Here is a 22,779-nt window from a genome sequence, read left to right on the forward strand (position 1 = left end):
GGCGGACGGTCCTTCGGGTTTACGGACGAGTGCGGACACTTACCGAGAAATTTCCTACGCTTCACCGAAGACGGAACCGACCAAAGCTACCGCTTAGTAGTTAGTTCTTGTACTGTTCAGCCATGTCAGAAGCAGCCACCGCACCGGCCGTCCGGGCCACGATCGGCGACAGCGAGTTCGACCGCGACACCGCGCTCACCCGGCGCGCGCCCGGCGTCTACGACATCGACCTCTCCGCCGGCTGGACGATCATCAGCGCCGTCAACGGCGGCTATCTGCTGGCCGTCCTGGGCCGCGCGCTCGCGGACGCCCTGCCGCACGCCGACCCCTTCACCATCTCGGCGCACTACCTGACCGCGTCGCAGCCCGGCCCGGCGGTCGTCCGCACGGACACCGTCCGCACCGGCCGGACCCTGTCGACCGGCCAGGCCTCGCTCTTCCAGTACGACGACGAGGGCCGCGAGGTGGAGCGCATCCGCGTCCTCGCCTCCTACGGCGACCTGGACGCCCTGCCCGACGACGTCCGTACGACGGCCCGGCCGCCCGCGATCCCGCCGCTGGAGCACTGCTTCGGCCCGGAGGACGGACCCGCCCCCGTCGACGGCAGCTCGGCGATCGCCGACCGTCTGATGCTCAAGCTCGACCCGTCGACCCTGGGCTGGGCCCTCGGCAAGCCCTCCGGAAAGGGCGAGATGCGGGCCTGGTTCGGGCTCGCGGACGGCCGCGACCACGACCCGCTCTCCCTGCTGCTCGCGGTGGACGCCCTGCCGCCCACCGCCTTCGAACTCGGGCTGAAGGGCTGGGTGCCCACCGTCGAGCTGACCGTGCACGTCCGCTGCCGCCCGGCGCCGGGCCCGCTGCGCGTGTCGATCACCACGCGCAACCTCGCCGGCGGCTTCCTGGAGGAGGACGCCGAGGTGTGGGACAGCGCCGACCGGCTGGTGGCGCAGTCCCGTCAGCTCGCCCGGGTCAGGCTCGGCTGAGCGGCTCGCGCCCCAGCCAGGCCGCCAGCCTGCCGTAGGCGTCGGCGCCCTCGGGGGCCGGCCGGGCCGTGGCGAACGGCGTGTTCTCGTCCCGCTGTTCGTCCGGCAGCATGCGCTGGGCGACGGTCAGCGCGAACTCGGCGAGCTCCGGGTCCAGTTCGCGCGGACGCCCCAGGGCCTCGGACAGGTCCCAGGTGTGGGTCACCGTCTCCAGGACGTAGGCCGACAGGGCGGCCCGGCCGGGCATCTCGCCGAACGGCAGGCGCACCATCGTGTCCAGCAGGTCGTCGCCTGCCCAGGCCTTGACGGCCCGGGTCCTGGCCTCGTCGTACGCGGCCGTCCAGCCGTCGTCCGGCACGCCCTCGACGAACGGCCGTACGGCGCTCGCGTCACCACCCTCGGCGACGACGGCCACCCGGTGGGTCGCACCGGTGAGATGGCTCAGCAGGGTGCGCACGTCGAACTCGGTACACGGCGTGGGTCCGCCGAGCTGCTCCGCGCGGACGGACCGGACGAACTCGGCGGCCTGCTCCGCGGCACGGCCGAACAGCGGACGGGGGTCGTTGGTCATGAGACTCCTCCTGAGTGCGTGGACAGGAGGAGCATGGCCGGAAAACCTGACAGCCGCCGTCAACATTTGCCCGGGCCCTCGCCCGCCGCGATGCTGATGCCGTGAAGTCCGACCGCCTGCTGTCGATCCTGCTGCTCCTCCAGACCCGCGGCCGGGTCCCCGCACGCGAACTCGCCGAACGCCTGGAGGTGTCGGTCCGCACCGTCTACCGCGACGTCGAGTCCCTGTCGGCCGCCGGTGTCCCGGTCTACGCCGAACGCGGCCGGCACGGCGGCATCGAACTGCTCGCCGGTTTCCGCACGGACGTCACGGGTCTGACCGCCGACGAGTCCCGCGCGCTGTTCGTCCTGGCCGCGCAGGGCGCGCACGCCGCCCTCGGCCTGGACGCGGCGTTCGGCTCCGCGCTGCGCAAGGTGATGGCCGCGCTGCCGGCTCCGCACCGCCCGGCCGCCGAGACGGCCTCCCGCCGCATCCTCGTCGACGCCACCCGCTGGCGCGGCGGGCCGCGACCGGCCGTCGACCTGGAGGTGCTGAGGGACGCGGTCTTCGCCGACCGCAGGCTGAGGCTGCGCTACCGGCACAGCGGAGAGCGCCAGGTCCGCACGTACACCGTCGACCCGTACGGTCTCGTCGCCAAGGCGGGCGTCTGGTACCTGGTCGCCGACCGGCGGGCCGAACCCCGGCTCTTCCGGGCGGACCGGGTGCGCTCCGCCCGGCTCCTCGACGATCCCGTACGGCGGCGCCCGGGTGTCGAACTCGCCGACGCCTGGCAGGCCCTGCGACGCCAGGTCGAGGAACGGCCCGGCGGCTTGGACGTCACCGTCCGGGTGCGGCGAGAACGGCTCGACATGTTCCTGCGGCTGACGGCCTTCCTGCCGGCGGAGCTCCTCGACGACGACGGTGAGAGGGACTGGGCGACCGTGCGGCTGACGTACGGCTTCCTCCCTGAGACCCGCCAACTGCTGATGTTCGGCGACCAGGTGGAGGTCCTCTCGCCCCCTCAGGTGCGCGAGGAACTGGCCCGGGCGGCCGCTTCCGTCACGGGGCTGTACCGGGGCTCCGGTGCGGACCCGGGGTGCCGTGCGGTCGGTCAGTCCAGCCAGTGATGGCGGCCCAGGCCGATCAGCCGCATCTGCCGGGTCGCCACCTGGGCGACGTGCCGGGTCCGCTCCTCGCGCTCCCGCTCCGGCCCCTCCAGCGCCTCCAGGAAGAGCGACGCGGTGATCAGCATCTGGTCGACGTAGAGATGCGCGAGCATCAGCAGGTCGTCCTCGGTCCAGCCCGCGGAGACCGGGTCCTTGGCCAGTTCGTCCTTGACCTCCTGGGCGAACCGGGCCAGTTGCTCCCGTATGGCCTCCCGTACCGGCTGAACTCCGCCATGTCGCTCACGGGCGATGAACCGGACATGTGCGGGGTACCCGTCCACATGACGGGCGATCAGCTCGATGGTGCGCGTGATGCGTTCCTCGCTGTCACCCGTCGTGGACACCGTCGTCCGGATCATCGGGTGCAGGCTGCCCAGCGCCTCCTCGACCAGGGCCACGCCCAGATCCGCCGTGGAGCGGAAGTGGCGGTAGAAGGCCGTCGGGGCGACACCGACGGCGCGGGTGACCTCGCGCAGCCCCAGGCTGCTCAGACTCTGCTCCTCCAGCAGCCCGAGGGCCGCGTCCAGGAGCGCCTGCCGGGTCTTCTGCTTCTGGGCCTGCCGGATGCCGAGGGTGTGACTCATACCATGCAGTTAACAACTGTTCTCTGTAATTGGAAAGTCATGGGTCGCGCTAGACTGGGAAGTCAGTGAACAAGTGTAACCACAAGCGTTCACCGAAACTCTGGGGGTTGTTTCCCGTGCTGTTCATCGTCGCCGCACTCCTGCTGCTGGGCGCCGTGCTGGGCACCGTGGCCCACGCGCCGCTCGGCTTCTCCGTCGCGGCGGGTGCCGTCATCGCCGTCTGGCTCGGCATCTTCGCGCTCCGCGAGCGCCACGGCCGCCGGCGCCACACCCAGGCCCACTGACGCGGTTACGCGCTCAACCGACGACCACCACCGAACCGACACCGGGAGTCGATCACCATGCAGCTCACCGCTCCGGCCAGGCGCCGCACCGGTATCCGCGACACCGACGGCATGGCCGTCGCGTCCTTCGTCCTGGGCCTGCTCGGCCTCCTCGTCCTGAACGTCTTCCTCGGCCCGATCGCCATCGTGCTGGCGAGCCTCGCCCTGTGGCGCGGCACCCAGCGCCGCGGCCGCGCGTACCTGGGCCTCGGCCTCGGCGTCGCCGACCTGGTGGTCCTGGTGGCGTTCATGCAGGCGGACAGCACGATCTCGTGGAGCTTCTGAGCCGTCCTCGGGCAGTCGCCCGCCGGCAAGCCGCGGCCGGCCCGGTGGCGACGGGTCGCAGCCGCGCGGGGAAAGCGGTTCACTCCCTTTCCTGCTTCGGCCGACCGTGATCTGAGGACGGTCGAGGGAGAGCCGTAGAATCGGGCTCACCATGGCTTACCTCGACCACGCCGCGACCACCCCGATGCTCCCGGAGGCGGCAGAGGCGCTCACCGCCCACCTGGGTGCCACCGGCAACGCGTCCTCCCTCCACGCATCCGGCCGGCAGGCCCGCCGCACCGTCGAGGAGGCCCGCGAGACCCTCGCCGAAGCCCTCGGCGCCCGCCCCAGCGAGGTCGTCTTCACCTCGGGCGGCACGGAGGCCGACAACCTCGCCGTCAAGGGCCTTTACTGGTCACGCCGTGACGCCGACCCGGCCCGCACCCGCGTCCTCGCCAGCCCCGTCGAGCACCACGCCGTCCTCGACGCCGTGCACTGGCTCGGCGAACACGAGGGCGCCACCATCGAGTACCTGCCGGTCGACGCCCACGGCCGCGTCCACCCGGACGCCCTGCGCGAGGCGATCGCCCGCAACCCCGACGACGTGGCCCTCGCCACCGTCATGTGGGCGAACAACGAGATCGGGACGATTCTGCCGATCCGCGAACTCGCCGACGCGGCCGCCGAGTTCGGCGTCCCCCTGCACTCGGACGCCGTCCAGGCCTTCGGCCAGATCCCCGTGGACTTCGCCGCCTCCGGCCTCGCCGCGATGACGGTGTCGGGCCACAAGATCGGCGGGCCGTACGGCATCGGCGCGCTCATCCTCGGCCGCGAGCACACCCCCGTACCCGTCCTGCACGGCGGCGGCCAGGAACGTCACGTCCGCTCCGGCACCCTCGACGTACCCGCCATCGCCTCCTTCGCGGTCGCCGGACGGCTGGCCGCCGAGCAGCGCGAGTGGTTCGTCCGCGAGATCGGCGCCCTGCGCGACGCCCTCGTCACCGCGGTCCGTACGGCGGTACCGGACGCGATCCTCGGCGGCGACCCGGACCCGGAGGGACGCCTCCCGGCCAACGCGCACTTCACGTTCCCCGGCTGCGAGGGCGACTCCCTGCTGCTCCTGCTCGACGCCCAGGGCATCGAGTGCTCCACGGGCTCCGCCTGCACGGCCGGCGTCGCCCAGCCCAGCCACGTCCTCCTCGCCACCGGCACCGACCCCGACCTGGCCCGCGGCACCCTCCGCTTCTCCCTCGGCCACACCTCCACGGAGGCGGACGTCGAGGCCCTGGCGAAGGCGATCGGCCCGGCGGTGGAACGGGCCAGGGCGGCGGGGCTGACGTAGTCCCCGCCGTCTCCGCCCTGCTCGACCGGTCAGGCCGGCGCCGTACGCGCCTCGCGCACCAGCCGCATGTACTTGTCCCAGTCCCAGTGCGGCCCCGGGTCCGTGTGGTCCGTGCCCGGGACCTCCACGTGGCCGATGATGTGCTCGCGGTCGACGGGTATGCCGTAGCGCGCGCATATCCGGGCCGTGAGGCGGGCCGAGGCCTCGTACATCTTGTCCGTGAGGTCCTGCGGGCGGTCCACGAAGCCCTCGTGTTCGATGCCGACACTGCGCTCGTTGTAGTCGCGGTTGCCCGCGTGGTACGCCACGTCCAGTTCGCGGATCATCTGGGCGATGTGCCCGTCCTGGCGGACGATGTAGTGCGCGGCCGCCTTGTGCCCCGGGTCCTGGAAGGCCTTCACCGCGCTGTCGAAGCTGCCCTGCGTGACATGGACGATCACCATGTCTATGCCGTAGTCGTCGGGCCGGTCCGCGCGGCGCCAGTTCGCGTCCGACGCGGCCACCCAGCGCGCTCCCGCGTAGTCGACCTCGCCCTCCTTGCGCGGCTTCTCGACGCCGGGCACGCGCCACCACAGACGCGCCAGCTCGTCCCTGGCCAGCACGGCGGAGCCCGCCGCGGCCACCGTGCCACCGATCAGCAGCGCGCGACGGCCGACCTTCCGGTCGCCGTCCTTCGAAGCCTTCCGCTGTCCCATGTGATCGCCAACGGATACCCGGCGGCCTTGGTTCCCGCGCCCCCTTACCCTGGAAGGGTTATGACTCACACCCCGCAGCGCTCCCGTCCCCTCCGCGTCCTGGCCGCCATGTCCGGCGGAGTCGACTCCGCCGTCGCCGCCGCCCGCGCGGCCGAGGCGGGCCACGACGTGACCGGCGTCCACCTCGCGCTCTCCGCCAACCCCCAATCCTTCCGCACGGGCGCGCGGGGCTGCTGCACCATCGAGGACTCGCGCGACGCCCGCCGCGCCGCGGACGTCATCGGCATCCCGTTCTACGTGTGGGACCTCGCCGACCGCTTCCGTGAGGACGTCGTCGAGGACTTCGTCGCCGAGTACGAGGCCGGCCGCACCCCCAACCCCTGCCTGCGCTGCAACGAGAAGATCAAGTTCGCGGCGCTGCTGGACAAGGCGCTGGCGCTGGGCTTCGACGCGGTCTGCACGGGCCACTACGCGCAGGTCGTCACCCTGCCCGACGGCACCCGCGAGCTGCACCGCGCCTCCGACATGGCCAAGGACCAGTCGTACGTCCTCGGCGTCCTGGACGACAAGCAGCTCGCCCACGCGATGTTCCCGCTCGGCGACACGGTCACCACCAAGGACGAGATCCGCGCGGAGGCCGAGCGCAGGGGCCTGGCGGTGGCCAAGAAGCCCGACTCGCACGACATCTGCTTCATCGCCGACGGCGACACCCAGGGCTTCCTCGCGAACCGGCTCGGCAGGTCCGAGGGCGACATCGTCGACGAGTCCGGCAACCGGCTCGGCACGCACGAGGGCGCCTACGGCTTCACCATCGGCCAGCGCAAGGGCCTGCGCATCGGCACCCCGGCGCCCGACGGCAAGCCGCGCTACGTCCTGGACATCTCCCCGGTCACCAACACGGTCACGGTCGGCCCGGCCGACGCGCTGGACGTCAGCGCCCTGACCGCGATCAAGCCGCGCTGGTGCGGCGTCGCCCCCACCGGCCCGGGCACCTACACGGCCCAGCTCCGCGCCCACGGCGGCGAGACCGAGGTCACCGCCGAGCTGGTCGACGGCCGGCTGGAGGTGTCGTTCGCGGAGCCGGTCCGCGGCGTCGCCCCCGGCCAGGCGATCGTCCTGTACGACGGCACACGCGTGGTGGGCTCCGCGACGATCGCGTCGACCAGGCGGGCGACGGCGGGCGTGGCCTGACCCCGCGGGCGTCCGGGGGCAGGCCCGTTCCACGCGCGCGTGCCCCCGTCACTCCCGGCCCCGCGCGACCAGCTCCGCGTACTCAGCCCCGCGTGAAGAACTCCACCAGCACCGGCGCCAGTACGTTCGGCTCCACCATGTGCGTCTGGCCCTGGAGCGTGCGGTACGACCCGTCGGGCACGGAGTCCGCGATCGCCCGGGCCGCCTCGCGGAGCCAGGCCGGGCTCGCGTCGCCCGCGACCGCCAGGACGGGGACGCCGATCGAGGCCAGCCGGGCGCGCGGGACGCGGCCGTCGCGCATGACGGCGTCGTCGTAGGCGAGGCTCGGGGCGATCGCCTCCATGGCGGCCCACATGGGGGACTGGCGGGCGCCCTGGATCACCCCTTCAGCCAGGCCGGTCAGCCGCAGGAACAGCTCGACCGCGTCCCCGCGCCGCCCCTCACCGAGCGCCTCCGTCAGCCGCCGGGTGTACTCCGCGCGCTCCTCGGCACCCTCCTCCGACATCGCGAAAGGCGTCTCGTACACCGCGACGCGCCGCACCGGCAGGCCGCTCGCCGCCGCCTCCAGCGCCAGTGCTCCGCCCGAGGAGATGCCGTACAGGAGTGCCTCGCCGCCCACCGCCTCGATCACCGCCGCCAGGTCCTCGACCTCGCGCTCCACGGCGTACGGCGCCGTGTCCCCGCTGGCACCGCGGCCCCGGCGGTCGTACACGACGGCCTGGAAACGCTCCGAGAGCGACACGGCGAGCGGCGCCAGGGTGCCGCCCGTCGACATCGCGCCGCTCACCAGGACGACCGCGGGGCCCCGGCCGGTGCTCTCGTAGGCGATGCGGGTGCCGTCACGCGAAAGGATCTTCTTGTCCATGCCAGTGCAGACTGCCGCACGGCACGGTGTTCATCGATGAGGCGGGCCGCGCGTCAGCCGATCACATCACTTCCACGTCGTAGAAGCACAGGTGATCCTTGATCTCCGCCACGCCCGGCTTGGGCTCCGGATACGCCCAGACGAGGTCCGCGGCGTCCGGCAGCGACCAGTAGGACGCGGTGCCCTTGAACGGGCAGTACGTGCGCGTGCCGGACGGTGTCAGCAGGTCGAGGCGTACGTCCTCGGGCGGGATGTAGTAGCGCTCGGGGCAGCCCGTCTCGCGCAGGACCAGCGGCCGGTCGCTCTGCGCCAGGACCTGCCCGGCGTGCACCACGCGCACGGGCCGGTCACTCTTCTCGATGGTGATGCGATGCCCGGTGGTCACGATCGCCCTCCTTGGGTAGCCGACTCCCCGGATACAGCGCACGCTGAAGCGGATGTCTTCCCTCGCCGCAGGAGGCCACCCATGCGAGCCACACAGCCGGCCAGAAGCCGCAGCGCCCTGGCCCACCAGGTCCGGTACGCCCTGCGCCACCCGGATCGCGTGCCCGCGCACGCCCGGCGCGCGGTGCGGGACGCCTGGCTGCGGCTGCGGTACCGCGACCACATCGCGTACTACCGTGCCGTGATGGCCTCCGACGCGGCGCGCAGCGCGGAGGCGGCGGTGGGGCACAATCCCTCACGCGAGGCGTGGGAGCGGATCGGGCGCATGCAGTTCGACTACCTCGTGGGACACGGCCTCCAGCCGCACCACCGCATGCTGGAGATCGGCTGCGGCAACCTGCGCGCCGGGCGCCTGTTCATCGACTACCTCGACGCCGGGCACTACTACGGCATCGACATCTCGCCGCACATCCTGCTCGCCGCCCAGGACACCCTGGTGGCCGGGAAACTCCAGCCCAAGCTGCCCTACCTGGCGCTCGCCGACGATCTCACCTTCGCCTTCCTGCCCGACGCGCACTTCGACGTCGTCCACGCGCACAGCGTCTTCTCGCACTCGCCGCTGCACGTCATCGAGGAGTGCTTCGCCCACGTCGGCCGGATCCTCGCGCCCGGCGGGTTCTTCGACTTCACGTTCGACCGCACCGACGGCGAGGAGCACCAGGTGCTGCACGAGGACTTCTACTACCGGACGGCGACGCTGACCGGACTCGCCGCCGAGTACGGCCTGGACGCCCGGTTCATGGACGACTGGGAACAACTCCCGCACCGGCAGTCCAAAATGCGGGTCACCATGACGTCGGACCGGGCCCGTACGGTGGGCCCATGAACATCTGTGTCTTCCTGTCCGCCGCCGACCTCGACGAGCGCTACACCCGTCCCGCGCGGGAGTTCGCCGAGCTGCTGGCCAAGGGCGGCCACACCCTCGTGTGGGGCGGCTCCGACGTCGGCCTCATGAAGGTGGTCGCCGACGGGGTGCAGGAGGCGGGCGGCCGGCTGGTCGGCGTCTCCGTGCGGTTCCTCTCCGCCAAGGTCCGGCCCGGCGTCGACGAGATGGTCGTCGCCCGCGACCTCGCCGAGCGCAAGAAGCTGCTCCTGGAGAAGGCCGACGCCGTGGTCATCATGGTCGGCGGCACCGGCACGCTCGACGAGGCGACGGAGATCCTGGAACTGAAGAAGCACGGCCACACGGACAAGCCCGTGGTCCTGCTCAACACCGCGGGCTTCTACGACGGCCTGAAGGAGCAGTTCCGCCGCATGGAGGACGAGGGCTTCCTGCCCCGCCCGCTCACCGACCTGGTGTTCTTCGCGGAGGAGCCGGTGGGGGCGCTGGCGTACCTGGAGGAGAGCCGGGGCGTGGCGTGAACGAGGGCTGCTGCCCTGCGTGACCCCGGCCTGATGCGAGCATGGCGGGCATGGCTACTCATGTGATCACCGGAGCCGGCTCCGGCATCGGCGCCGCCGTGGCCCGCCGTCTGCACGCGCGCGGGGACGACCTCGTGCTGCACGCGCGCGACGCGGGCCGAGCGAAGGAGCTGGCGGCCGAGTTCCCCGGGGCGAAGACCCTGGTCGGCGACCTGGCCGACCCCGACAAGCTCTCCTGGGCCTTCTCCCACCAGTCGCTGCCCGACCGCGTGGACTCGCTGCTGCACATCGCCGGGGTCGTCGACCTCGGCCCGGTCGGCGAGCTCACCCCGAAGACCTGGCGCCACCAGCTCAACGTCAACCTCGTCGCCCCGGCCGAGCTGACCCGCCACTTCCTGCCCCAGCTTCGCGCCGCCCGGGGCCACGTGGTCTTCGTCAACTCCGGAGCCGGCCTGAACGCCCACGCCGGCTGGTCCGCGTACGCCGCCTCCAAGCACGGCCTGAAGGCCCTCGCCGACTCCCTCCGCCACGAGGAGCACGCGGGCGGCGTCCGCGTCACCTCCGTCTACCCCGGCCGCACGGCCAGCCCCATGCAGGCCAAGGTCCACCAGCAGGAGGGCAAGGAGTACGACGCGTCGAAGTGGATCGACCCCGAGTCGGTCGCGACGACGATCCTGATGGCCCTGGACCTGCCGAGGGACGCCGAGGTCAACGACCTGACGGTCCGGCCGGGGAACTGACCGGCCGGGCCGCTGCGTAGGCTGCTGCGGTGAGCGAAAACAGCCAGTTCAGGTTCGGTGCCGCCACCGGTGTCGGCTCCATGCCCGGGGGTGACGCCCGGGAAGCCGTCAAAACGGCCACCGGAACCTTCGAGGACTTCCCCTTCCTGCCCGAACTGCCCGCCCGCGGGCCCGGCGCGGACATGATCGGGCGGACCGCCGGCATGCTCGTCGAGCTGTACGCGCGCGTGGAGCCCAGCGGCTGGCGGCTCGGCGACCGCCCGGGACGGGACACCAAACGGGCCCGCTCCTGGCTCCGCCAGGACCTCGACGCGCTGGAGGAATTCACGCAGGAGTACGCCGGGCAGCTGAAGGTCCAGGTCGTGGGGCCCTGGACCCTCGCCGCCAACCTGGAGCTGCGCAACGGCGAGGCCGCCCTCTCCGACCCCGGAGCCTGCCGCGACCTCGCCGCCTCCCTCGCCGAGGGACTCCGTCTGCACCTCGCCGAGGTCCAGCGGCGGGTCCCCGGCGCGCAGCTCGTCCTCCAGCTCGACGAGCCGTCCCTCACCGCCGTCCTGCGCGGCCAGGTGAAGACCGCCAGCGGCTACCGCACCCACCGCGCCCCCGACCGGCAGATCGTCGAGGCCGCCCTCCGCGACCTCGTCGCAGTGCACGCGGGTGGCCCCGTCGTCGTCCACTCCTGCGCACCGGACGTCCCGTTCGCCCTGCTGCGCCGGGCGGGTGCGGCGGCCGTCTCCTTCGACTTCTCCCTGCTCACCGAGCGTGACGACGAGGTGATCGGCGAGGCGGTGGAGGGCGGCACCCGGCTCTTCACCGGTGTCGTGCCGTCCGCGGAGGGCCCATTGTCAGACCCTGCCGGTAGCGTCATGGGTGTCAGGACGTTGTGGCGCAGGCTGGGGCTGTCACCGGGGCTTCTCGCGGAGGCGGTCACGCTCACGCCGGCGTGCGGACTCGCGGGGGCTTCCCCGGGATACGCGCGCGCGGCGCTCGCCCACTGCGCCCGGGCGGCGAGATCCCTCGCGGACAACCCAGAGTAACGGGAGGACGACACGGTGGCCGGCGACAAGCAAGCGGAGACGACGACGGTGCCCGCCGAGGCACGGGAGAAGCACGCGCGCCTCGCGGAGCAGATCGAAGAGCACCGCTTCCGCTACTACGTGAAGGACGCTCCCGTTGTCAGCGACGCGGAGTTCGACGAGCTGCTGCGTTCCCTGGAGGCACTGGAGGAGGAGTTCCCGGAGCTGCGTACCCCGGACTCGCCGACCCAGAAGGTCGCCGGTTCGTACGAGACGGAGTTCACGGCGGTCGAGCACCGCCAGCGCATGCTCTCCCTCGACAACACCTTCAACGACGAGGAGATGGCCGCCTGGACGGAGCGCATCGCCAGGGAACTGGGCGAGCAGGACTACCACTTCCTGTGCGAGCTGAAGGTCGACGGCCTCGCCGTGAACCTCACCTACGAGCGCGGCCGTCTCACGCGCGCGGCGACCCGCGGCGACGGCCGCACGGGCGAGGACATCACACCGAACGTCCGGACGATCGCGGAGATCCCCGAGCGCCTCAAGGGCGACTCCGTCCCCGACCTCGTGGAGATCCGCGGCGAGGTCTACTTCCCGATGGAGAAGTTCCAGGAGCTGAACGCCCGTCTGGTCGAGGCCGGTGACAAGCCGTTCGCCAACCCGCGCAACGCGGCGGCCGGTTCACTGCGCCAGAAGGACCCGCGGGTCACGGCCACCCGCCCGCTGCACATGGTGGTCCACGGCATCGGCGCCCTGGAGGGCTTCAGCGGCCTGACCCGCCTGTCCCAGGCCTACGACCTGCTGAAAACCTGGGGTCTGCCCACCTCCCGGCACAACAAGGTGGTCGACGGCCTCGACGGCGTACGGGAGTTCATCGCGTACTTCGGCGAGAACCGCCACTCCGTGGAGCACGAGATCGACGGCGTGGTCGTCAAGCTCGACGAGATCCCGCTCCAGGGCCGCCTCGGCTCCACCTCGCGCGCCCCGCGCTGGGCGATCGCGTACAAGTACGCGCCGGAGGAGGTCAACACCAAGCTCGTCAACATCCGCGTGGGCGTGGGCCGCACGGGCAGGGTCACGCCGTACGCCCAGGTCGAGCCGGTCACGGTCGCGGGCTCCGAGGTCGAGTTCGCCACGCTGCACAACCAGGACGTGGTCAAGGCCAAGGGCGTCCTCATCGGTGACACGGTGGTGCTGCGCAAGGCCGGTGACGTCATCCCGGAGATCCTCGGACCGGTCGCCGACCTGCGTGACGGCAGCGAGCGCGAGTTCGTGATGCCGGCCGAGTGCCCCGAGTGCGGTACGGCTCTCAGGCCGATGAAGGAGGGCGACGTCGACCTGCGCTGCCCGAACGCCCGCACCTGCCCGGCCCAGTTGCGCGAGCGCCTGTTCTACCTCGCGGGCCGCAAGGCGCTGGACATCGAGCACTTCGGCTACGTCGCCGCCGCCGCGCTCACCAAGCCGCTGGAGCCCGAGGACCCGCCGCTGGTGGACGAGGGCGACCTGTTCGACCTCACCGTCGAACAGCTCCTGCCCATCAAGGCGTACGTCCTCGACGCCGACAGCGGTCTGCCCAAGCGCGACCCGAAGACCGGCGAGGAGAAGGTCGCCACGATCTTCGCCAACCAGGAGGGCCAGCCCCGCAAGAACGCGCTCGCCATGCTGGAGAACATCGCTGCGGCCAAGCAGCGTCCCCTCGCCCGGATCATCACCAGCCTGTCGATCCGTCACGTCGGACCGGTCGCCGCCGAGGCACTGGCCCGCGAGTTCCGCTCGATCGAGCGCATCGACCAGGCCACGGAGGAGGAGCTGGCGGTCACCGAGGGCGTCGGCCCGACCATCGCCGCCTCTCTCAAGCAGTGGTTCGCCGAGGACTGGCACCGCGAGATCATCCGAAAGTGGAAGGCCGCCGGCGTCCGCATGGAGGAGGAGAGCACCGGCGAGGACGAGGGACCCCGCCCGCTCGAAGGGCTCACCGTCGTCGTCACGGGCACCCTCGAACACTTCACGCGCGACGGCGCCAAGGAGGCCTTGCAGAGCCGCGGAGCGAAGGTGACCGGCTCGGTTTCGAAAAAGACGTCATTCGTCGTTGTGGGTGACAGTCCTGGATCGAAATACGACAAGGCGATGCAGCTGAAGGTCCCGGTCCTGAACGAGGAGGGTTTCGGGGTCCTGCTGGAGCAGGGACCGGACGCGGCGGCGGAAGTCGCCCTTTCGGCCGAGGAGTAGCGGTTGAAGGCCACCCGTTCGGCGCATACCAGATGCATACGGGTGGCCGGGGCGCATTCGGGCAACCGTCGGCGACCGCCGCCCGTGGAAGCCTTCTGCGGCCTACTGTTGAGATGTGCGCCTGCCGTGCCCAGCTGCGGTCGGGGCATCTTCGTGCTCGCGGAGTACGGGGAAGGGTTTTCCAACGCGGGCCGTTGACGGTTGTCGGGCACCGGGCCGCGGGGCGTGGGCACCGCCGGCTGTGAGAGGGACGGGAATGGAACCGACCGAGAGCGCCGTGCCGGGCTCACGGCTGCGCCTGAGCCGCATGGCGGTCGTATGGCGTGCAGTCCGTGGGACGGGCCGGCCGGCGGGGCGTCCGGGCGCGGAAGTGCGCGCCGTCGGACAGTACACCGCGGACGGGCGCGCCTCCGGGGGGCGCGCCGCGGCCGGCCGCGGCGCCGCACAGCCGGTCACCGAGCACACAGCCCGCCTCACCGGCGAGGACGCCGACACGGAACGGCACCTGTCCTGGCCCGCGCTGCCCGCGGCGGTCGTCGCGGCGGCCGGGTTCGTCCTGGGCGCCGGCTTCTACCGCGCCTTCACCGGCGGCCACGCGCTCTTCCCCTCCGGCACGGCCGGCTGGGCGCTGGCCGTGCTGACCGGAATCATCGTCGGCCACCTCGTCATGCTGGGCCGCTCCCGCTGGTGGGGCGGCACCGGCTCGGGCGCCGCCCTCACGCTCGCCGTGCTGCTGCTGTACGGCTGGGTACCGGCCGGCATGGTCAGCCTCACGGTCGTCGTGCTGGTCGGCGTAGCCCGCCGCAACCGCTGGCGCCAGGGCATCCTGCACGGGGCGGTCGACCTCCTCGGCATCGGTGCCGGCGCCCTGGTGCTGGGCGTCTTCGGATCCGTACCGTCCGTGGAGTCCCCCTCGGATCCGGACAGCTGGACGCTCTACACCGCGCCCGAGGTGGTCCTGGTCGCCGTCTCCTACCTGGCGGTCACCCGCGTCCTGCTCTGGTATCTGCACGCCCCGCGCCCCGGCCTGCCCACCGTCGCCCGCACCGCCCTGGTCAGACAGGGCTTGGTCGCCATCGCACTGCTGGGGATCGCGCCGCTGGTCTGCGTGGTGGCCGTGGCCAAGCCGATCCTGCTGCCGCTGTTCTCCATCCCCCTCATCGCCCTGGACTCCACCCTCTGGATAGCCCGGGCCCGGGCCGAGGAGCAGCTGCGCGACCCGCTGACCGGACTGCCCAACCGCCAGTGGCTGCTGGAGCGCATCTGGACCGCGCTGGACGACGCCGAGCGGATCGACGCGCGCGCCGCCCTGATGCTGATCGACCTCGACCGTTTCCGGTCGGTCAACGACACGCTCGGTCATCTGGCCGGTGACCGGCTGCTCCTGCAGATCGCCGACCGGCTGAGGGTGGCGCTGCCGCGCGGGGCGGAGGCCGCGCGGCTCGGCGGGGACGAGTTCGCCGTCTTACTGCCGGTCGCCGACTCCACGACGTCCGCGACCAGGGTCGCCCGCAACCTGGTCGCCGCGCTCAGCTCACCTCTCGACCTCGACGGCCTCACCCTCGTCCTGGAGGCCAGCGCCGGGGTCGCCGTCTTTCCCGACCACGCCCTGGACGCCGAAGGGCTGCTGCGGCGGGCGGACGTGGCGATGTACCAGGCGAAGCGGGACCGTACGGGCGTGGAGGTCTACGAGTCCAAGCGCGACTCGAACACCCCGGACCGGCTCGGTCTGCTCGGAGACCTCCGCCGGGCGCTGGACGCCCACCAGGTCGAGCTGCACTACCAGCCCAAGGTCCGCTTCGACGGACAGGTCGCGGGCCTGGAGGCCCTGGTCCGCTGGGTGCACCCCGAGCGGGGCAAGGTGCCGCCGGACGAGTTCATAGCGATCGCCGAGTCCTCCGGCCTGATGCCCCATCTGACCGAGTACGTCCTGGAGACCGCGCTCGCCCAGGTCGCGCGGTGGCGGGCCCAGGGACTGTTCGTCCCGGTCGCCGTCAACGTCTCCCCGCGTGACGTCCACACCCCCGGCTTCGCCGGCTCCGTCGCCGCGCGGCTGGCCCGGCACGGCGTCCCCGCGGGAGCGCTCCAACTGGAGATAACGGAACACGTCCTGCTGGAGGATCCGGGGCGCGCCGCCGACACGCTCAACGCGCTGACCGGGCACGGCGTGAAGATGTCCCTGGACGACTTCGGTACGGGCTACTCGTCGCTGGTGCACCTGCGCAAGCTCCCGGTCAGCGAACTGAAGATCGACCGCTCCTTCGTCGCCCGGCTCGCCGTCGACAACGAGGACGCGGAGATCGTGCGCTGCACGGTCGACCTCGCGCACTCCCTCGGTCTGCTCGTCGTCGCCGAGGGCGTCGAGGACGACGAGACCTGGGAGCGCCTGCGCGACCTCGGCTGCGACGCCGTCCAGGGCTGGCTTGTCGCCGCGGCGATGCCCCCGGAGGAGACCACGGCGTGGCTGCGGGCGCGAGGGCCCCGGGGGTGGCAGCGGCCGCGCGCCGCGCTGCCCGCGGCGACGGCCGACGAGTGACCCTTCCCCTCTCCGTCCCGCTCGCCCGGCCCCGCCGTTCGGGCGAGGGGTGAACCTCTTTTGCCGGTGGCCGCCCGGCGGTCGGGCCTCCCGTCCGTGCGGCGCGGCACGGCGGCAGCGGTTCGTGGCGCGCGGTACTCCGCCGCTCCACTCCTCCCACAGGAGCACTCAGTCCATGCCCTGAGGCACGAAGTGGCCGATCAGCAGCGCCAGTCGGCGCTCGTGCGCCTCCTCGGGCAGCCGGCCGCTGCGCATCAGGGTCACCAGCCCGTGCAGCCCCGCCCAGTACGTCTCCGTCAGCAGCCCCGTGTCCTCGCCCTCGGCCGCGATCGGCTCGACGGCCTGCAGTAGTTCGCCGAAGGCGTCCTGCAAGGCCGCCGGCGCCTCGGGTGTGGCGAACGGCAGGTCCACGGGGAGCGTGAAGATCGCGTCGTAGAGCGCGGGCCGCCGCCGGGCGAAGGCGGTGTACGCGCCGCCCACCGCCGCCAGCGCCTCGCGGGCGCTCCCGGCCGCCGTGCGCGCCGCCCGAAGCTCGTCTGCCAAGTCCGCGCAGCCCTGTACCGCCACCGCGGCCATGATCGCGCCCTTGCCCTTGAAGTGGCTGTAGAGGACCGGCTGGCTGTACTCGATCTCCTCGGCCAGCCGGCGCGTGGTCACCGCGTCCCAGCCTTCCGCCTCCGCCAGTTCCCGTGCGGCCGTCACGATCAGCCGCTCGCGTTCCGCTCGTTCGCGCTCCCGGCGCGTCTGGATCGTCATAGCGAAATTCTAGCACCGCTAGCGTTCCTGTCGGTGCTCTGCTAGCTTCGCTCCTATCCCTAGCGCCGCTAGAAAACGAGGAGAGACGTGACCGTCACCGCGTACACCCTGGCCGTCGTGCTCAACCTGTTCTGCCTGTTCCTCGGCTACCGGTTCCTGTTCCAGCCCGCCTCTTCCGCCGCCGGGTACGGCGTTCCGGCCGACCCCGGGGGCGATGCCGGCCCCTATCTGACGATCAAGGGCCTGCGGGACGGCACCTTCGGGCTCGTCGGTCTGGCGCTGCTCGCCTTCGCGGGGGCCCGGGCCGAGGCCTGGTTCATGCTCGCCGTGGCACTCGTCCCGCTCGGGGACACGCTGATCGTGCTGCGCCACGGCGGTACGAAGGCGGTGGCCTTCGGGATCCACTTCGCCACCGCGGTCGTCGTCCTGATCAGCGCCGGACTGCTCTTCGCGGTCTGAGTGCGCCCCAGCCTCAGCCGGAGGTTCGCAGACGTCGTTCGCCCTCGGTGAGGTGCCCCCGAGGTCTGGGGGAACCGCCGTCACTGACCGGCGTGGCAAACCGTTTCACGGGCACGGCCCCCTGCCCCATAGGATTAGGCCACACCACATTCACTCACCCCAGAGGATCGCTGCATGCCTGGCATCACGCGCGAGGAGGTCGCCCACCTCGCCCGGCTGGCGCGTCTGGAGCTGAAGCCCGAAGAGCTCGACCACTTCGCGGGACAGCTGGACGACATCATCGGCGCGGTAGCCCGCGTCAGCGAGGTCGCCGACCAAGACGTACCGCCGACCTCGCACCCGCTCCCGCTGACGAACGTCATGCGCCCGGACGAGGTCCGTCCCTCGCTCACCCCCGAGCAGGCGCTCTCCGGAGCCCCGGCACAGGAGCAGCAGCGTTTCAAGGTGCCGCAGATCCTGGGGGAGGAGTAACCCGCCATGACGGACAGCCCCATCATCAAGCTCACGGCCGCCGAGACCGCCGCGAAGATCGCCTCCGGCGAGCTCACGGCCGTCGAGGTCACCGAGGCCCACCTGGCCCGGATCGAGGCCGTCGACGAGAAGGTGCACGCCTTCCTGCACGTGGACCGCGAGGGCGCTCTCGCCCAGGCCCGTGCCGTCGACGAGAAGCGGGCCAAGGGGGAGAAGCTCGGTCCGCTGGCCGGCGTTCCCCTGGCGCTCAAGGACATCTTCACCACCGAGGGTGTCCCGACCACCGTCGGTTCGAAGATCCTCGAAGGCTGGATCCCGCCGTACGACGCGACCGTCACCAAGCGGCTCAAGGCCGCCGACGTGGTGATCCTCGGCAAGACCAACATGGACGAGTTCGCCATGGGGTCCTCCACCGAGAACAGCGCCTACGGGCCGACCGGCAACCCCTGGGACCTGACCAAGATCCCCGGCGGCTCCGGCGGCGGTTCGTCCGCCGCGCTGGCCTCCTTCCAGGCCCCGCTCGCCATCGGCACCGACACCGGCGGCTCCATCCGCCAGCCCGCCGCCGTCACCGGCACGGTCGGCGTGAAGCCGACGTACGGCGGGGTGTCGCGGTACGGCATGGTCGCCTTCTCCTCCTCCCTCGACCAGGGCGGCCCCTGCGCCCGCACGGTCCTGGACGCGGCCCTGCTGCACGAGGTGATCGCCGGCCACGACCCGCTGGACTCCACCTCGATCGACGCCCCGGTCCCGCCGGTCGTCGAGGCCGCCCGCAACGGCAGCGTCGAGGGCATGCGCGTCGGCGTCGTCAAGCAGTTCCGCGGCGAGGGCTACCAGGCCGGTGTCATCCAGCGGTTCGACGAGTCCGTCGCAATGCTGAAGGAACTGGGCGCCGAGATCGTCGAGCTGGACTGCCCGTCCTTCGACCTGGCGCTGTCGGCGTACTACCTGATCGCGCCGTCCGAGTGCTCGTCCAACCTCGCCCGCTTCGACGGCCTGCGCTACGGCCTGCGCGCCGGCGACGACGGCTCGCACTCCGCCGAGGAGGTCACCTCCCTGACCCGCGAGGCCGGCTTCGGACCCGAGGTCAAGCGCCGCATCATGCTCGGCACGTACGCGCTGAGCTCCGGCTACTACGACGCGTACTACGGCAGCGCCCAGAAGGTCCGCACGCTCATCAAGCAGGACTTCGACAAGGCGTTCGAGCAGGTCGACGTGATCGTCTCCCCGACGACCCCGACCACTGCCTTCCCGATCGGCGAGCGCGCCGACGACCCGATGGCGATGTACCTCGCCGACCTGTGCACCATCCCGACCAACCTGGCGGGCAACGCGGCCATGTCGCTGCCGTGCGGCCTCGCCCCGGAGGACAACCTCCCGGTCGGACTGCAGATCATCGCCCCGGTCATGAAGGACGACCGCCTCTACAAGGTCGGCGCCGCCGTCGAGGCCGCCTTCGTGGAAAAGTGGGGCCACCCGCTGATCGAGGAGGCTCCGTCGCTGTGAGCGCACTGTCCAAGGCCAAGGGCTTCAAGAGCTCCAAGTCCGGTCTGTACATCTCGATGGCCACGTCGGCCTTCGGCGCCGTCGGCGTCTACAAGCAGATCAAGAAGGCCCGCGGAGACAACGACACGCTGCGGCTGCTCGACGCCGTCGTGACCGGTGCCGCGGTCGTCACCAACCTGGCCATTCTCTACCGCGAGCTGAAGCGGCTGGGCGACGATGACGTCCTGCTGGGCTGAGAGGGAAGTTTCACCGTGACCACCACGACAGACCTGGTGTCGTACGAGGAAGCACTCGCGTCGTACGACCCCGTCATGGGCCTCGAGGTCCATGTCGAACTCGGCACCAAGACCAAGATGTTCTGCGGCTGTTCGACCGCCCTCGGGCAGGACGCCAACGCGCAGACCTGTCCCGTCTGCCTCGGCCTGCCCGGCGCGCTCCCGGTCGTCAACGCGACCGGCGTCGAGTCCGCGATCAAGATCGGCCTCGCGCTGAACTGCGAGATCGCCGAGTGGTGCCGCTTCGCCCGGAAGAACTACTTCTATCCGGACATGCCGAAGAACTTCCAGACCTCCCAGTACGACGAGCCGATCGCCTTCAACGGCTACCTCGACGTACAGCTGGAGGACGGCGAGACCTTCCGCGTGGAGATCGAGCGCGCCCACATGGAGGAGGACACCGGCAAGTCCACGCACGTGGGCGGTGCGACGGGCCGTATCCACGGCGCCTCGCACTCGCTCCTGGACTACAACCGCGCCGGCATCCCGCTCATCGAGATCGTCACCAAGCCGATCGAGGGCGCGGGGGAGCGTGCTCCCGAGGTGGCGAAGGCGTACGTCCGTGAGCTGCGCGAGGTCATCAGGGCGCTCGGCGTCTCCGAGGCCCGCATGGAGATGGGCCAGATGCGCTGCGACGTGAACCTGTCGCTGCGCCCGAACGGCACCGAGAAGTTCGGCACGCGTTCCGAGACGAAGAACGTCAACTCGCTGCGGTCCGTGGAGCGCGCGGCCCGCTTCGAGATCCAGCGGCACGCGGCCGTGCTCAGCGGCGGCGGGACGATCGTCCAGGAAACCCGGCACTTCCACGAGGACACGGGGTCGACGACCTCGGGCCGCGTGAAGGAGGAGGCCGAGGACTACCGGTACTTCCCGGAGCCCGACCTCGTCCCGGTGGCCCCCTCCCGCGAGTGGGTCGAGAAGCTGCGGGCCGCGCTGCCCGAGCTGCCGCTGGTCCGCCGCAGCCGGCTCCGCGAGGAGTGGGGCGTCTCGGCCACCGACATGCAGGCGATCCTCAACGCCGGTGCGCTGGAGCCCATCGTCGCCACCATCGAGGCCGGGGCCGACGCCGCCTCCGCCCGCAAGTGGTGGATGGGCGAGCTGGCCCGCAGCGCCAACGAGTCGGGCAAGACGCTCGACGAGCTGGCGATCACGCCGCAGCAGGTCGCCCGCGTCACCGAGCTGGTGGCGAAGGGTGACCTGAACGACAAGCTGGCCCGTCAGGTCATCGAAGGCGTTCTCGCGGGCGAAGGCACCCCGGACGAGGTCGTCGACAAGCGGGGTCTGAAGGTGGTCTCCGACGAGGGCGCGCTCACCGCCGCCGTCGACGAGGCCATCGCCGGCAACCCGGCCATCGCGGACAAGATCCGCGGCGGCAAGGTGGCGGCGGCCGGCGCGCTGGTCGGCGCGGTCATGAAGGCGACCCGGGGGCAGGCCGACGCGGCCCGCGTCAAGGAGCTGATCCTTCAGAAGCTGGGCGTCAGCGAGGGCTGAGCCCTTCCGCGGACCCGACAGAGGGGGGATGCGCCGGACCCGGTGCATCCCCCCTCTCAGTCACCTACGGGCGACGCCCCACGACCCGGACGAAGCCCAGCGTGCGGCCCTGGTCGAGGCGCAGCATCTCGGCGCACTGTCCGGCCATCCGGACGTGCCACTCGTCCGTGTGCTCCTCGGCCACGACCTCGCACCACCGCAGCCAGTCGCGCCAGCCGTCGTCCAGCCAGTCGGCCGTCTCGACCTCCACGGTCCCGCTGCGGGTCCACTGGCGACGCCACCAGGCGGCCGAGTGGAAGCACCAGAAATCCGGCTCCCAGTACGGCTTGAGGTGCTCCGGCGGCTCGGTGCCGTCGATCTCCTCGCGCAGCGCCGGTACGACGACCCCGATCCGCCCGCCCAGCTTCAGCAGCCGGGTCAGCCTGGGCAGATACAGGTCGTCGGTGCCGAAGTACTGGTACGCGTCGACGGAGACGATCGCGTCGAAGCCGCCCTCTCCGAACGGCAGGTCGTGCGCCTCGGCGTACACGGGCAGGACGCGGTCCGCGACGCCGGCCTCGGTGATACGAGCCGCGTTCTCACCGGGCTTGACCCACAGGTCGGCGGCGGTGACCTGAACGTCGTACTCCTTGGCGAGGAAGATCGACGTCATGGCGCGGCCGCAGCCCAGGTCGAGCACGCGGGAGCCGGGGCTCAGGGTGTCGAGCCCCAGGGCCGGGGCCAGCCACTCCAGCAGCCACAGCGCGTGCGGGCCCATCTGGTTCTCGATGGTCCAGCGGGCGTCGTACCGGTTGCTGCGCGGGTAACGGGGGTGGCTGACGCGGTCAGTGAGGGGGTCGTTCGAGGTCCGGGAAGTGATGTCCGACATCGGTGAACGGGCTCCTTGAGTCCTTGAGGAAGAAAGGGGATGCGTCGGAGCTCGGTCGGACCGTCAAACAATGCACCTGCTTCGGCCGGGCGGCGGGGTGCCGCGGGCGTACCTCGGACCAGCGGACGCTAACAGCCGGTGCGTCGGCCCCGCACTCGGTTTTCCCACCCGACGCGCTACCGTCTCGGCCATGAGTGGACGCGCTGATTCCGACACCGATCCTGAGATAACGGACCCGGGGGCAGCCGCCGCGCAGGACACCGAGCCGGAGGCCGTGCCGATCGACGCCGACGAGCCGGACGACACCGATGAGCCGGACGACACCGATGAGCCGGACGACGTCGACGAGCCGGACGACGGTGCCGACGATGCGGCGGAAGGCGCGCGGCGGGCCCGCTGGACGGCCGCCGGCACCGGCACCGTTCTGGCCATGGCGGGTCTGGCCGCGGCGCTGCTCCGCCTCACCCGCTCCGCACCCGCACTCGTCCCGGCGGCGTACGCCGGCGGAGCGGCCGTCTGCGCGGGTGCCGCCGTGCTGGGCTCCCGGGGACGCACCCGGCGGGCGCTGTGGCTGCTGATCGTCGGCGTGATGGTGATGGCGCTGGGGGACCAGTTCGACTGATCCCTCCCGCTGTGAATAAGCCCACGAAACCGACAAAT

25 protein-coding genes are annotated in these 22,779 nt (G+C 71.7%); 18 read left to right on the top strand and 7 right to left on the bottom strand.

Features of this window, described 5'->3' with window-relative positions:
• The first annotated feature begins 122 nt into the window (after window positions 1–122).
• The gene (locus CP976_RS30215; RefSeq protein WP_150483160.1) at window positions 123–983 is read left to right on the top strand and encodes a thioesterase family protein; all 861 of its coding nucleotides are present in this window, start codon (window positions 123–125) and stop codon (window positions 981–983) included.
• Here the strand turns inward: CP976_RS30215 and CP976_RS30220 are convergent.
• Entirely contained in the window at window positions 970–1,554 is a 585-nt protein-coding gene (locus CP976_RS30220; RefSeq protein ID WP_150483161.1) for a TIGR03086 family metal-binding protein, read from the bottom strand. The two genes, CP976_RS30215 and CP976_RS30220, sit on opposite strands and share 14 nt — an antisense overlap.
• 101 nt (window positions 1,555–1,655) lie before the next feature.
• Between CP976_RS30220 and CP976_RS30225 the strand changes: the two genes are divergently transcribed.
• A complete protein-coding gene (locus CP976_RS30225) occupies window positions 1,656–2,660 on the top strand; it encodes a helix-turn-helix transcriptional regulator (RefSeq protein WP_150483162.1) in 1,005 nt (334 codons plus the stop codon).
• Here CP976_RS30225 and CP976_RS30230 read toward each other — a convergent pair.
• Window positions 2,645–3,283: a TetR family transcriptional regulator gene (locus tag CP976_RS30230; RefSeq protein ID WP_150483163.1), complete on the bottom strand. Its 639-nt coding sequence runs from the start codon at window positions 3,281–3,283 to the stop codon at window positions 2,645–2,647. The two genes, CP976_RS30225 and CP976_RS30230, sit on opposite strands and share 16 nt — an antisense overlap.
• A 116-nt stretch (window positions 3,284–3,399) precedes the next feature.
• Here CP976_RS30230 and CP976_RS30235 point away from each other — a divergent pair, with 116 nt between their 5' ends.
• The 3 genes from CP976_RS30235 (at window position 3,400) to CP976_RS30245 (ending at window position 5,212) form a co-directional block, all read left to right on the top strand.
• The gene (locus CP976_RS30235; protein WP_150483164.1) at window positions 3,400–3,567 is read left to right on the top strand and encodes a hypothetical protein; all 168 of its coding nucleotides are present in this window, start codon (window positions 3,400–3,402) and stop codon (window positions 3,565–3,567) included.
• A 57-nt stretch (window positions 3,568–3,624) separates the two neighbouring features.
• Entirely contained in the window at window positions 3,625–3,891 is a 267-nt protein-coding gene (locus CP976_RS30240; RefSeq protein WP_150483165.1) for a DUF4190 domain-containing protein, read from the top strand.
• A gap of 151 nt (window positions 3,892–4,042) precedes the next feature.
• A complete protein-coding gene (locus CP976_RS30245) occupies window positions 4,043–5,212 on the top strand; it encodes a cysteine desulfurase family protein (RefSeq protein WP_150483166.1) in 1,170 nt (389 codons plus the stop codon).
• Between the two features lie 29 nt (window positions 5,213–5,241).
• Here CP976_RS30245 and CP976_RS30250 read toward each other — a convergent pair whose 3' ends face one another.
• A complete protein-coding gene (locus tag CP976_RS30250; protein ID WP_150483167.1) occupies window positions 5,242–5,907 on the bottom strand; it encodes an N-acetylmuramoyl-L-alanine amidase in 666 nt (221 codons plus the stop codon).
• A 60-nt stretch (window positions 5,908–5,967) separates the two neighbouring features.
• Here CP976_RS30250 and mnmA point away from each other — a divergent pair, with 60 nt between their 5' ends.
• Entirely contained in the window at window positions 5,968–7,098 is a 1,131-nt protein-coding gene (gene mnmA / locus CP976_RS30255) for a tRNA 2-thiouridine(34) synthase MnmA (RefSeq protein ID WP_150483168.1), read from the top strand.
• Window positions 7,099–7,180: 82 nt separating this feature from the next.
• Here the strand turns inward: mnmA and CP976_RS30260 are convergent, their stop codons facing one another.
• Both CP976_RS30260 and CP976_RS30265 read right to left on the bottom strand, forming a co-directional pair.
• A complete protein-coding gene (locus CP976_RS30260; protein WP_150483169.1) occupies window positions 7,181–7,963 on the bottom strand; it encodes an alpha/beta fold hydrolase in 783 nt (260 codons plus the stop codon).
• Window positions 7,964–8,024: 61 nt separating this feature from the next.
• Window positions 8,025–8,348 carry a DUF427 domain-containing protein gene (locus CP976_RS30265; RefSeq protein WP_150483170.1) on the bottom strand — a complete coding sequence of 108 codons (324 nt, stop codon included), beginning with the start codon at window positions 8,346–8,348 and terminating at the stop codon, window positions 8,025–8,027.
• Window positions 8,349–8,429: 81 nt separating this feature from the next.
• Here CP976_RS30265 and CP976_RS30270 point away from each other — a divergent pair, with 81 nt between their 5' ends.
• The 6 genes from CP976_RS30270 to CP976_RS30295 all read left to right on the top strand — a co-directional run bounded on the left by CP976_RS30270 (window position 8,430) and on the right by CP976_RS30295 (window position 16,293).
• Window positions 8,430–9,233 carry a class I SAM-dependent methyltransferase gene (locus CP976_RS30270; RefSeq protein WP_150483171.1) on the top strand — a complete coding sequence of 268 codons (804 nt, stop codon included), beginning with the start codon at window positions 8,430–8,432 and terminating at the stop codon, window positions 9,231–9,233.
• Window positions 9,230–9,769: an LOG family protein gene (locus tag CP976_RS30275; protein WP_150483172.1), complete on the top strand. Its 540-nt coding sequence runs from the start codon at window positions 9,230–9,232 to the stop codon at window positions 9,767–9,769. Before CP976_RS30270 ends, CP976_RS30275 begins: the two co-directional genes overlap by 4 nt.
• A gap of 41 nt (window positions 9,770–9,810) precedes the next feature.
• Entirely contained in the window at window positions 9,811–10,509 is a 699-nt protein-coding gene (locus CP976_RS30280; protein ID WP_150483173.1) for an SDR family oxidoreductase, read from the top strand.
• Between the two features lie 29 nt (window positions 10,510–10,538).
• Complete coding sequence (locus CP976_RS30285) at window positions 10,539–11,546, top strand: methionine synthase (protein WP_190146986.1); 1,008 nt, start codon at window positions 10,539–10,541, stop codon at window positions 11,544–11,546.
• Between the two features lie 15 nt (window positions 11,547–11,561).
• Window positions 11,562–13,757: an NAD-dependent DNA ligase LigA gene (ligA, locus tag CP976_RS30290; protein ID WP_150483174.1), complete on the top strand. Its 2,196-nt coding sequence runs from the start codon at window positions 11,562–11,564 to the stop codon at window positions 13,755–13,757.
• A 256-nt stretch (window positions 13,758–14,013) separates the two neighbouring features.
• Window positions 14,014–16,293 (top strand): putative bifunctional diguanylate cyclase/phosphodiesterase, encoded by a 2,280-nt coding sequence (locus tag CP976_RS30295; RefSeq protein ID WP_150483175.1) that lies wholly within the window; start codon window positions 14,014–14,016, stop codon window positions 16,291–16,293.
• A 168-nt stretch (window positions 16,294–16,461) separates the two neighbouring features.
• Here CP976_RS30295 and CP976_RS30300 read toward each other — a convergent pair whose 3' ends face one another.
• Window positions 16,462–17,049, bottom strand: a complete 588-nt coding sequence (locus CP976_RS30300) for a TetR/AcrR family transcriptional regulator (RefSeq protein WP_150483176.1) — start codon at window positions 17,047–17,049, stop codon at window positions 16,462–16,464.
• A gap of 87 nt (window positions 17,050–17,136) precedes the next feature.
• Here CP976_RS30300 and CP976_RS30305 point away from each other — a divergent pair, with 87 nt between their 5' ends.
• The 5 genes from CP976_RS30305 (at window position 17,137) to gatB (ending at window position 21,251) form a co-directional block, all read left to right on the top strand.
• Complete coding sequence (locus CP976_RS30305; protein WP_150483177.1) at window positions 17,137–17,508, top strand: DUF4267 domain-containing protein; 372 nt, start codon at window positions 17,137–17,139, stop codon at window positions 17,506–17,508.
• Between the two features lie 174 nt (window positions 17,509–17,682).
• Window positions 17,683–17,979, top strand: coding sequence for an Asp-tRNA(Asn)/Glu-tRNA(Gln) amidotransferase subunit GatC (gene gatC / locus CP976_RS30310; RefSeq protein WP_004925108.1), 297 nt, complete (start codon window positions 17,683–17,685; stop codon window positions 17,977–17,979).
• A gap of 6 nt (window positions 17,980–17,985) precedes the next feature.
• On the top strand, window positions 17,986–19,485 hold the full coding sequence (gene gatA / locus CP976_RS30315) for an Asp-tRNA(Asn)/Glu-tRNA(Gln) amidotransferase subunit GatA (protein ID WP_150483178.1): 1,500 nt from the start codon (window positions 17,986–17,988) through the stop codon (window positions 19,483–19,485).
• Entirely contained in the window at window positions 19,482–19,721 is a 240-nt protein-coding gene (locus CP976_RS30320; protein WP_086601598.1) for a hypothetical protein, read from the top strand. The genes gatA and CP976_RS30320 overlap by 4 nt, the downstream gene beginning before the upstream one ends.
• 15 nt (window positions 19,722–19,736) lie before the next feature.
• A complete protein-coding gene (gatB, locus tag CP976_RS30325; protein WP_150483179.1) occupies window positions 19,737–21,251 on the top strand; it encodes an Asp-tRNA(Asn)/Glu-tRNA(Gln) amidotransferase subunit GatB in 1,515 nt (504 codons plus the stop codon).
• A gap of 64 nt (window positions 21,252–21,315) precedes the next feature.
• Here gatB and CP976_RS30330 read toward each other — a convergent pair whose 3' ends face one another.
• Window positions 21,316–22,119: an SAM-dependent methyltransferase gene (locus CP976_RS30330; protein WP_150483180.1), complete on the bottom strand. Its 804-nt coding sequence runs from the start codon at window positions 22,117–22,119 to the stop codon at window positions 21,316–21,318.
• A 190-nt stretch (window positions 22,120–22,309) separates the two neighbouring features.
• On the opposite strand from CP976_RS30330, the gene CP976_RS30335 reads away from it, so the two are divergent.
• Complete coding sequence (locus CP976_RS30335; protein WP_190146985.1) at window positions 22,310–22,741, top strand: hypothetical protein; 432 nt, start codon at window positions 22,310–22,312, stop codon at window positions 22,739–22,741.
• The last annotated feature ends 38 nt before the right edge of the window (window positions 22,742–22,779 follow it).

Origin of the sequence: Streptomyces coeruleorubidus (assembly GCF_008705135.1) — a bacterium.
Lineage (GTDB): Bacteria > Actinomycetota > Actinomycetes > Streptomycetales > Streptomycetaceae > Streptomyces > Streptomyces coeruleofuscus.